Origin of the sequence: Kribbella albertanoniae (assembly GCF_004348455.1) — a bacterium.
Lineage (GTDB): Bacteria > Actinomycetota > Actinomycetes > Propionibacteriales > Kribbellaceae > Kribbella > Kribbella albertanoniae.
On sequence record NZ_SMKA01000001.1, the window covers coordinates 195,316 to 203,280 of the forward strand.

General features: G+C 66.4%; 7 protein-coding genes. 3 read left to right on the top strand and 4 right to left on the bottom strand.

The window, feature by feature from the left end:
- Positions 1 to 5 precede the first annotated feature (5 nt).
- From E1261_RS00810 to E1261_RS00820, 3 genes are all read right to left on the bottom strand, one after another.
- Complete coding sequence (locus E1261_RS00810; protein WP_238175929.1) at positions 6 to 1,970, bottom strand: heparinase II/III domain-containing protein; 1,965 nt, start codon at positions 1,968 to 1,970, stop codon at positions 6 to 8.
- A 138-nt stretch (positions 1,971 to 2,108) separates the two neighbouring features.
- Complete coding sequence (locus E1261_RS00815) at positions 2,109 to 3,866, bottom strand: heparinase II/III domain-containing protein (RefSeq protein WP_238175930.1); 1,758 nt, start codon at positions 3,864 to 3,866, stop codon at positions 2,109 to 2,111.
- A gap of 176 nt (positions 3,867 to 4,042) precedes the next feature.
- The gene (locus E1261_RS00820) at positions 4,043 to 4,417 is read right to left on the bottom strand and encodes a VOC family protein (RefSeq protein WP_132400103.1); all 375 of its coding nucleotides are present in this window, start codon (positions 4,415 to 4,417) and stop codon (positions 4,043 to 4,045) included.
- Between the two features lie 169 nt (positions 4,418 to 4,586).
- Here E1261_RS00820 and E1261_RS00825 point away from each other — a divergent pair, with 169 nt between their 5' ends.
- Together E1261_RS00825 and E1261_RS00830 are read left to right on the top strand one after the other, a co-directional pair.
- Positions 4,587 to 4,997 (top strand): VOC family protein, encoded by a 411-nt coding sequence (locus tag E1261_RS00825; protein WP_132400106.1) that lies wholly within the window; start codon positions 4,587 to 4,589, stop codon positions 4,995 to 4,997.
- Between the two features lie 368 nt (positions 4,998 to 5,365).
- Entirely contained in the window at positions 5,366 to 5,875 is a 510-nt protein-coding gene (locus E1261_RS00830) for a DinB family protein (RefSeq protein ID WP_132400109.1), read from the top strand.
- Positions 5,876 to 5,922: 47 nt separating this feature from the next.
- On the opposite strand, the gene E1261_RS00835 is transcribed toward E1261_RS00830, so the two are convergent.
- Positions 5,923 to 6,879 carry a 2-hydroxyacid dehydrogenase gene (locus tag E1261_RS00835; RefSeq protein ID WP_132400111.1) on the bottom strand — a complete coding sequence of 319 codons (957 nt, stop codon included), beginning with the start codon at positions 6,877 to 6,879 and terminating at the stop codon, positions 5,923 to 5,925.
- 137 nt (positions 6,880 to 7,016) lie between these two features.
- Between E1261_RS00835 and E1261_RS00840 the strand changes: the two genes are divergently transcribed.
- Positions 7,017 to 7,445 carry a VOC family protein gene (locus E1261_RS00840; protein WP_132400114.1) on the top strand — a complete coding sequence of 143 codons (429 nt, stop codon included), beginning with the start codon at positions 7,017 to 7,019 and terminating at the stop codon, positions 7,443 to 7,445.
- The last annotated feature ends 520 nt before the right edge of the window (positions 7,446 to 7,965 follow it).

The following is a 7,965-nucleotide window of genomic DNA, read 5'->3' on the forward strand; positions in this document are numbered from 1 at the left end:
CCAGCTCAGGACATCCGGATCAGGGACCCGCCGCCGGTGATCCCCACTGACGTCTTCACGCCGTCCACGGTGAGGTCGATCACGTACGTGGTCCCGGACATCCGGGTCGTGTAGCCGACCTGACCGTTCAGCCGGATCGGGATGACCAGCGACAGCATGCTGACCGACTTGCCGATCCGGGCGAACATGACGGTCGGAGCGGCGTTGCGGGTGGTGATGTTCGGGAAGACCCACCCCTGCTTCGGGGCCGTCTGGGCGATCTTGACCAGGGTGGAGCCGGGCGGGACCACGGCTCCCCGGTACGGCACCTGCAGGAGCACGGTCCGGGTGTTCTCGCCGGCCTTCTTCGCGACCGCCGCCGTACGAGAGGTCACGGTGGCGGTCTGGTCCGACGGGAGGTGCCACAGCGTCTGGAACTGCTGAGACGTCGTTGCGGAGACACGGTCCAGAGTGACGACTACATCCGGCTTCCGCAGGACCAGTACGGCGCGGACGCGGTTGACGCCCGCCGCGGGTGCGTCACTCATCTCGAAGAAGTCCGCGGTGGGTTTCACCGTGTAGCGCGTCAGCTTGGTCGCCGGATTCGCGTCGGCAAGTCTCGGAGTGGTCAGAGTGCTGTGCGCGAAGGGGCTCAGGACCCACGGCCGCCAGCCGTCGTTCACATGGCCCGAGTACCCGCTGTCGACGATGATGTCGCGACCACGGGCCTGGTAGGTGACCGAGGTGTGGTCGACATGGCCGTGCAGTGCGCGACGCCCACCGAACCGCAGGCTGTACGCCGTCTCCTGCGGGAACGGCGTCGTGGTTCCCCAGCCCGATCGGCCGAACACGTACCCCGCCGAGTAGACCTTGACCCGGTCCACAGGGGCCGTGCCCGTCTTGCCCTGACTGGCGGCGTACTCCATCGGCGTACCGGCGATGTTGTACGTCTTCGCGGTCACGGTGTCACCGATCTGGTGCAGATTGGCCTGCGGTGTGGTGGCGTGGGCGATGAACGCCGCCAGGAGTTCTCGCCGGGTACTGATGGTGGTTCCGGGGTCGACGCCGCAGCCTGTCAGCGCGGTGACCGCGCGGCCCCACAGCGAATAGTTGAACTGTGCGTAGCCCGTGGACTGCTCGTTGGTCGCACCCTCGGCATCGATCGCCGTGGTGATCGCCTTACCCAACCGGTCCTGCGCGGTCAGCATGTAGTCGTCGCGGTTCAGAGTGCACCCGACACCGAACAGAGCGATGCTCTCGTCGGTGCCGTGGTTCCCGGCGCCACCCCAGTGGTTGATCATGAACGTCGCGTGGTCGTTCAGAGCCTGATCGATCCAGGAGTACTCCGCCGGCAGCGTCTGCACACCGAGGTTCGCCAGCACCGCGTGCCGCGTGCAGATGATCACGTTCGTGCGGTGCATCGTCGACTCGTGCGCGCCGGCGTCCACCGTCCACGAATACGGGTTGTCCGTCACCCAGTCGTGCACAATCGCCGTGACGTGGTCGAGTGCCGCCTTGTCGCCTTCAGCCGCGGCGGTGACGCCCTGGCCGATCCAGCGCAGCGAATGCAGCCACATGTACCAACTGGGATTGTTGTGCGGATTGAGCTTCCAGTTGACGTTCCCACTGCCGTCGCCGACCTTGTACGGCGCGTACGTACTCCAGATGAACGTGTCGTCCATCACCGCACTCAGCGGAACCGCGTCATCGATCGTGCTGAACCCCGGGCACACATACGTCCCGGACGCCCCAGCGACCCGAGTGGTCGATGTCGTTGGCTGCCGTGACCTGATATCGGTCGCGGCCTTGCCTGTCACCGGCACGTAGTTCGCCGTCCCCGGCACGAACTGCGAACCCTCCGGCTCCGGCACGTCCGGCAGAACCGCGATCCCCGGTCCATCGGCTGCGACCGTGCTAGCAGCCGGTCCGATGACCGCGATTCCACCCACCCCCGCCGCAATCAGGGCCAACGACAGCACACGCTTGAGCACCACAGAATTCCCCCACCGCCAGGCCGCCCCCGCGGCACCTCAAAAGCTTTTGTCGCCCCCGACGATGCTCAGTGTGCCCACGAATTACGGTTTAGGCCACTAAGTCTCTCACTGTGCATCGCCGGTGACATTTGGTGATCAGGACCTGCGGACCAGGGAGCCGCCTCCGGTGATGCCGAACGATGCCTTGACGCCGTCGATCGTCAGGTCTACGACGTACGTCGTACCGACCATGCGGGTGGTGTAGGTGACCTTGCCGTTGGCTCGGGTCGGGATGATCAGCGAGAGGATCGAGACCGACTTGCCGGAGCGGGCGAACATGACTGTGGAGGCAGCCTTGCGGGTGGTGATGTGCGGGAAGTGCCAGCCCTGGATCGGGTTGGTCTGGCCGGTCTTGACCAGGGTGGAGCCGGCCGGGAGCGCGCCCTTGTAGGGGAGCTGCAGCAGGACGGTCCGGGTGTTCTCGCCGGCCTTGGTGGCAACGGCGGCGGAGCGGCCCGAGACTGTGGCCCGCTGGTCGGAGGGCAGGTGCCAGAGCGTCTGGAACTGCTGCGAGGTCTTCGCGGTGGCCCGGTCGAGGGTGACGACCACGTCCGGCTTGCGCAGGATCAGGACGCCGCGGGTGCGGGTGACTCCGGCGGCGGGGGCGTCGGTCATCTCGTAGAAGTCGGCGTTGGCCCGGACCGTGGAGCGGGTCAGCTTGGTGATCGGGTTGGTGTCGGCGAGCTTCGGGGTCGTCATCACGTTGTGCGCGGACGGGCCGACGATCCAGGCGCGCCAGGCCTTGTTCGAGTAGCCGGCGTACCCGGTGTCACCGAGGATGTCGCGGCCGCGGGCCTGGTAGGTGATGGACGTGTGGTCGCTGTGCCCGTGCAGGACCCGCTTCGGACCGAACCGGATGCTGTACGCCGACTCGGCCGCGAACGGCGTGGTCGCGGAACCCCAGCCGGAGCGGCCGAACACGTAGCCGGCCGAGTAGATCTTGACGCGGTCCGCGGGAGCCGTGCCGGTCACGCCTTTGGTGGCGGCGTACTCGATCGGCGTACCGGGGACGTTGCCGGTCTTCACGTACTCGGTGTCGCCGATCTGCTGCAGCATGCCGGACGGAGTGGTGGCGTGCGCGATGAAGGTCGCCAGGAGTGCACGGCGGGCGCTGATCGTCTTGCCCGGGTCGATGCCGCAGTCCTGCATCGCCTTCCCGGCACGGCCCCAGAGAGAGTAGTTGAACTGCGCGTAGCCGGTGGCCTGCTCGTTCGTCGCGCCCTGGGCGTCGATCGAGGTGGTGATTGCCTTACCCAACCGGTCCTGCGCGGTCTTCATGTAGTCGGTGCGGCTGAGAGTGCACCCGACACCGAAGAGAGCAATGCTCTCGTCCGTACCGTGGTTGCCCTGGCCACCCCAGTAGGCGGTCATGAACTTGGCGTGGTTCACCAACGCCGCGTCCAGCCAGGCGTACTGGCTCGGCAGCTTGGTGACGTTCAGGTTCTTCAGTACGGCGTGACGCAGGCAGATCAGCACGTTCGTGCGGTGCATCGTCGCCTCGTGGGCGGCGGGGTTCGCCTTCCACGAGTACGGGTTGTCCTTCACCCAGTCCCGGGCGATCGCGGTCACGTGGGTGAGCGCGGCGTCGTCGCCGTTGCTCGCCGCGGTGATGCCCTGGCCGATCCAGCGCATCGAGTGCAGCCACATGTACCAGCTGGGGTTGTTGTACGGGTTGGACTTCCAGTTGATGTTGCCCTTCCCGTCACCGACCTTCGTCGCCTTGAACTTGCTCCAGATGAAGGTGTCGTTCATCACGGCGCTCAGCGGTACTGCGTCGTCGATGGTGCTGTAGCCCTGGCAGGGATAACCCCCGGGAACAAAGGCGGCGCCGGCCGGCGTCGGGATGAGCAGCATCCCACCCACTCCTGCCGTTGTGAGGGCAAGCGAAAGTACACGTCTGAGCATGGAATCCCCTAGCTACTGGCTGCTCCCCAGCAGCTCCCCAAAGTTCTTGACACTTCTGACGATGCTCAGGACGACGATTAAGTTATGAGTTGCTCAAGGCAACTTGCGGAGCGGACCCTCTCGGATCAGGTAGCGCGCTCGGCCTCACTGCGCTCGACGCAGAACTCGTTCTGCTCCGGATCGAGCATGGTGACCCAGCCCGGTCCCTCGGGCGTGCGGTGATCCTCGTGGATGCTCGCGCCGAGGCCGACGAGCCGCTCGACCTCCTCGTCCCGGGTTCGTTCGGTGGGCACCCAGTCGATGTGCACCCGGTTCTTCACCGTCTTCGATTCCGGGACGCGGATGAACAGTAGTCCAGGCACCGGGGCAGGAGCCTCGACCAGTACCTCGTCGTCCCCGGGCTCGTCGCCCTCGCCGAGCGGCCAGCCGGTCGTGGTGCTCCAGAACTGGGCGAGTTCGTACGGATTTTCGGCGTCGATCGTGATGTGTCGCAAGATCATCCGCAGACCCTAACTCGCCCGGCAGGGCACCAACTCCGAACGCTGGGCGTCCGGCCGGTGACGCGATGGGGTTGGTGGTTCCGGAGGGTCGCGGACTGTCGGTGGCCGGGTCTAGTGTGCGATCAAGGGTGGTTCCACAGGAAGCTTCGCAGGGGGAAAGGGAGATCTGATGGCGTCTCGACTGAATCCGTACATCCAGTTCGACGGAAGTGCGCGGGAGGCTCTGGAGTTCTACCAAGGCGTGTTCGGCGGCGAGCTGACCACGAATACGTTCGGCGAGTTCGGCGCCGGCCACGGGCCGGACGACGACGACAAACTGATGCACGGCATGCTGGAGAGCCCGAACGGCTTCACCGTGATGGCCGCGGACACGCCGCAGGGGATGCCGTACAACCCCGGCGAGAACATCTCGGTCAGCCTGAGCGGTGACGACGCCGACGATCTGCGCGGGTACTACTCCAAGCTCTCCGACGGCGGCAAGGTGACCGTCCAGCTGGAGAAGCAGATGTGGGGCGACGAGTTCGGCGCGGTCGTCGACCGGTTCGGCATCAACTGGATGTTCAACATCAGCGGCAGCTGAGCACAGCAGGACCCGGCCCCTCGGCGACTCAGCCCCCGAGGGGCCGTTCTGCCTGGCTAACGTCCGAAGGACACGCGCGCCTGGTCTGCGGATCTTCGGACGTTGTGGCGGGCATGACGGCAAGCCACCCACACATCGAGCAGCCCGCTCACGTTGAGCACGGATCAACCACGTTCAGGCCGGGCAACTGACTGAACCGTGCCCAACGTCGTACCGGCTCGGGCGAGGAGCGCTGACCAACGGGCCTTGGGCAACCGCGGTTCGGATGTCCCGGCTCGCTAGTGCGAGCCCGATGACGAGGAAGCGTCGCTTGGTGGGGTGGCGAAAACCAGGTTCGGGCGGAGGGGGTGGCGGGCTAACGTGAAGGGATGGGAGAGAACGACGTACTGCGGGATCCTCTTCGGCACAACAACTGGGCGACCAGGAGTCTGATCCGGTTCTGCCGGGATCAGGGACTGACGGCCGAGCAGCTCGAGGTCACCGGTGTCGGCACGTACGGCGGGATCGTGGCGACGCTGGATCACATCGTCCGCTGCGACGGGAGCTACCTGCGGCGGATCGCGGACCGGCCGCTCGACTTCGTGGACAGTGAGGCGGCGCCGGACTTCGACCTGCTGGAGCAGTGGAACGACGAAGCCGGTGTGCTGTGGGAGGAGGTCCTCGCGGCGCCGATCGATGTCGAGCGGGTGCTGGTCATCGACGACAACACACGCGAGACGCGGCTCGGGATCTTCATCGCGCAGGCGATCAATCACGCCAACCACCACCGCGAGCAGGTGTGCGCCATCCTGACGGGTTTCGGTATCGAGCCTCCTGACATCCAGGCGTGGGAGTACGCCTGGGAAACCGAACGGATCTGGGACCTCCCTACCGCCTGACCGCCCCGAGCCGGTCAGGTGGGACAGGCCGTGGAGTCGTCGTGGAGTCAGAGCCCTGCCGACTCCGGCACCGGGGTCAGTGCGGTGCCGTAGGCGAACCAGTTGAGCAAGTTCTCCACGACGAGGTTGCCCATGGCGATGCGGGTGGGGACGGTGGCCGAGCCGACGTGCGGTAGGAGCACCGCATTCGGCAGGGTGAGGAGGTCGGGGTGGACCTTCGGCTCGTGTTCGTACACGTCCAGCCCAGCCGCGGAGATCGTGCCGGAGTGGAGCGCGTCGACCAGCGCCTGCTCGTCGACGACCGAACCACGGGCGACGTTGATCAGGATCCCGTCCGGCCCCAGAGCCTTCAGGACCTCGGCATTCACCAGATGGCGGGTGGAGTCGCCACCCGGGATCACCACCATCAAGGTGTCGACGTCGCGCGCCAGCTCGAGCAGCGTCGGGTAGTAGGGATAGTCGACGTCCTTCTGGCTGCGGTTGTGGTAGGCCACCGATATGCCGAATGGCGTCACCCGGTCGGCGATCGCCTGGCCGATCCGGCCGAGACCGAAGATGCCCAGACTGCGGCCGCTCATCGTTGCCTTGGTCAACGGGTAGGCGCCGTCCTGCTGCCACTTGCCGGCGCGCAGGTAGCGCTCGGCCTGCGGTAACTCGCGGACCGTCATCAGCAGCAGACCGAGCGCGGTGTCCGCGACCTCGTCGTCCAGGACGCCGGGAGTGTTGGTGACCACGACACCGCGCGCGGCGGCCGCAGCGGCATCGATCTGGTCGTAGCCGACGCCGAAACTCGCAACGAGCCGCACCGCGGGTAGTCGATCGAGGAACGCGTCGTCGATACGGCTGCCTCCCGCGGCGACGGCAACGATCTCGTCGCGACGTGCGGCGAGAACCGCGTCCGGGTCGCTCTCCTCCCAGAGCCGGATCAGCTCACAGTGACCGCTCAGGCCCTCGGCGACCGCGGTATGCATCGGTTTCGGCATCAGCACCACTGGTTGTCCCATGCGTCCCATCCTCATCGACCGATCCCGCCCGGACCAGGTACTCCGTTGCCATTTCCCAGGAACTGGACAGGAACCGAACCGGAACCGGTTCGGGTAGCGGACGTCCTGTGTCCGCCATGCTGGTGATGCTGAGGGGCATGAGTCAGCAGAATGTCAGCACAGCGACCTTCCATGCGTACTTCGGCTACCGTGACGCGCCCGGCGCACTGCGCTGGCTGGAGCGTGCCTTCGGATTTGAGACCACCATGGAGTTTCCGGACGACCAGGGCGGGATCTCGCACGCGGAGATGCGGTACGGCGGGTTCGCGTTCACGCTCTTCAGCGACCGAGCCGGCTACGACCGGCCGGTGCGTAAGGAGGACACCGTCGGGCACGGCATGTACGTCGCCCTCGACGATCGCGAGCACGTGGATGCGGTGTACCGCTCCGCGATCGCCGCGGCTGCGGAGTCGATCTGGGAGCCGGCCGCGAGTGAGTGGGGCAACTACCGCTGCCGCGTAGCCGACCCCGAAGGCTACGAGTGGACCTTCGGCACCTACCGCCCAGGCATCCCCGTCGAGTGGTGAGTCGGCTACGGCCTCGCCCCCAGCCCCATGCCATAGGTCTCCGGTCACCTTGCGATTCACCGGTCCGGTGAGTGGGCGATTTGCCGTCCTGCCCGTCACAACGTCCGACGATCCGCACACCAGGCCCGCGGGTCCTTCGGACGTTAGCCCCGAGCAGCGATTAACGTCCGACGATCCGGAGACCACGCCCTCGGATCCTTCGGACGTTGCCGGTACGGCGCTCTGCTGAACCGCCTGCAGGTGAGTAGGTGTACGAGGTTCGGCCGTTCGGCTGGCTATGCGCGGGTTGGGGAGTTCTACCCGTCGTTTTCGGGTGGTAAGGCTCCCCAGCACCGCCGGGCAACCGCGCCAGCCCCGGTCGAGCCGACAACCAGGGGCTTGAACAGGAAATGGTGGGCGTGAACAGGTCATTACTTGTTCACACCCACCACAGCGTGTCCACACGCATCCGAGCGACGCGCCACCACCGCCGCCGTACAGAACCCACACATGGCGGCCCGGGCGGCAGCGGGGGGTGGGT

Coding starts and splice junctions, on each gene's coding strand:
- E1261_RS00815 (WP_238175930.1), bottom strand. CDS start 3,866: ATGCTGCTCATCCCGACGCCGGCCGGCGCCGCCTTTGTTCCCGGGGGT.
- E1261_RS00820 (WP_132400103.1), bottom strand. CDS start 4,417: ATGATCTTGCGACACATCACGATCGACGCCGAAAATCCGTACGAACTC.
- E1261_RS00825 (WP_132400106.1), top strand. CDS start 4,587: ATGGCGTCTCGACTGAATCCGTACATCCAGTTCGACGGAAGTGCGCGG.
- E1261_RS00830 (WP_132400109.1), top strand. CDS start 5,366: ATGGGAGAGAACGACGTACTGCGGGATCCTCTTCGGCACAACAACTGG.
- E1261_RS00835 (WP_132400111.1), bottom strand. CDS start 6,879: ATGGGACAACCAGTGGTGCTGATGCCGAAACCGATGCATACCGCGGTC.
- E1261_RS00840 (WP_132400114.1), top strand. CDS start 7,017: ATGAGTCAGCAGAATGTCAGCACAGCGACCTTCCATGCGTACTTCGGC.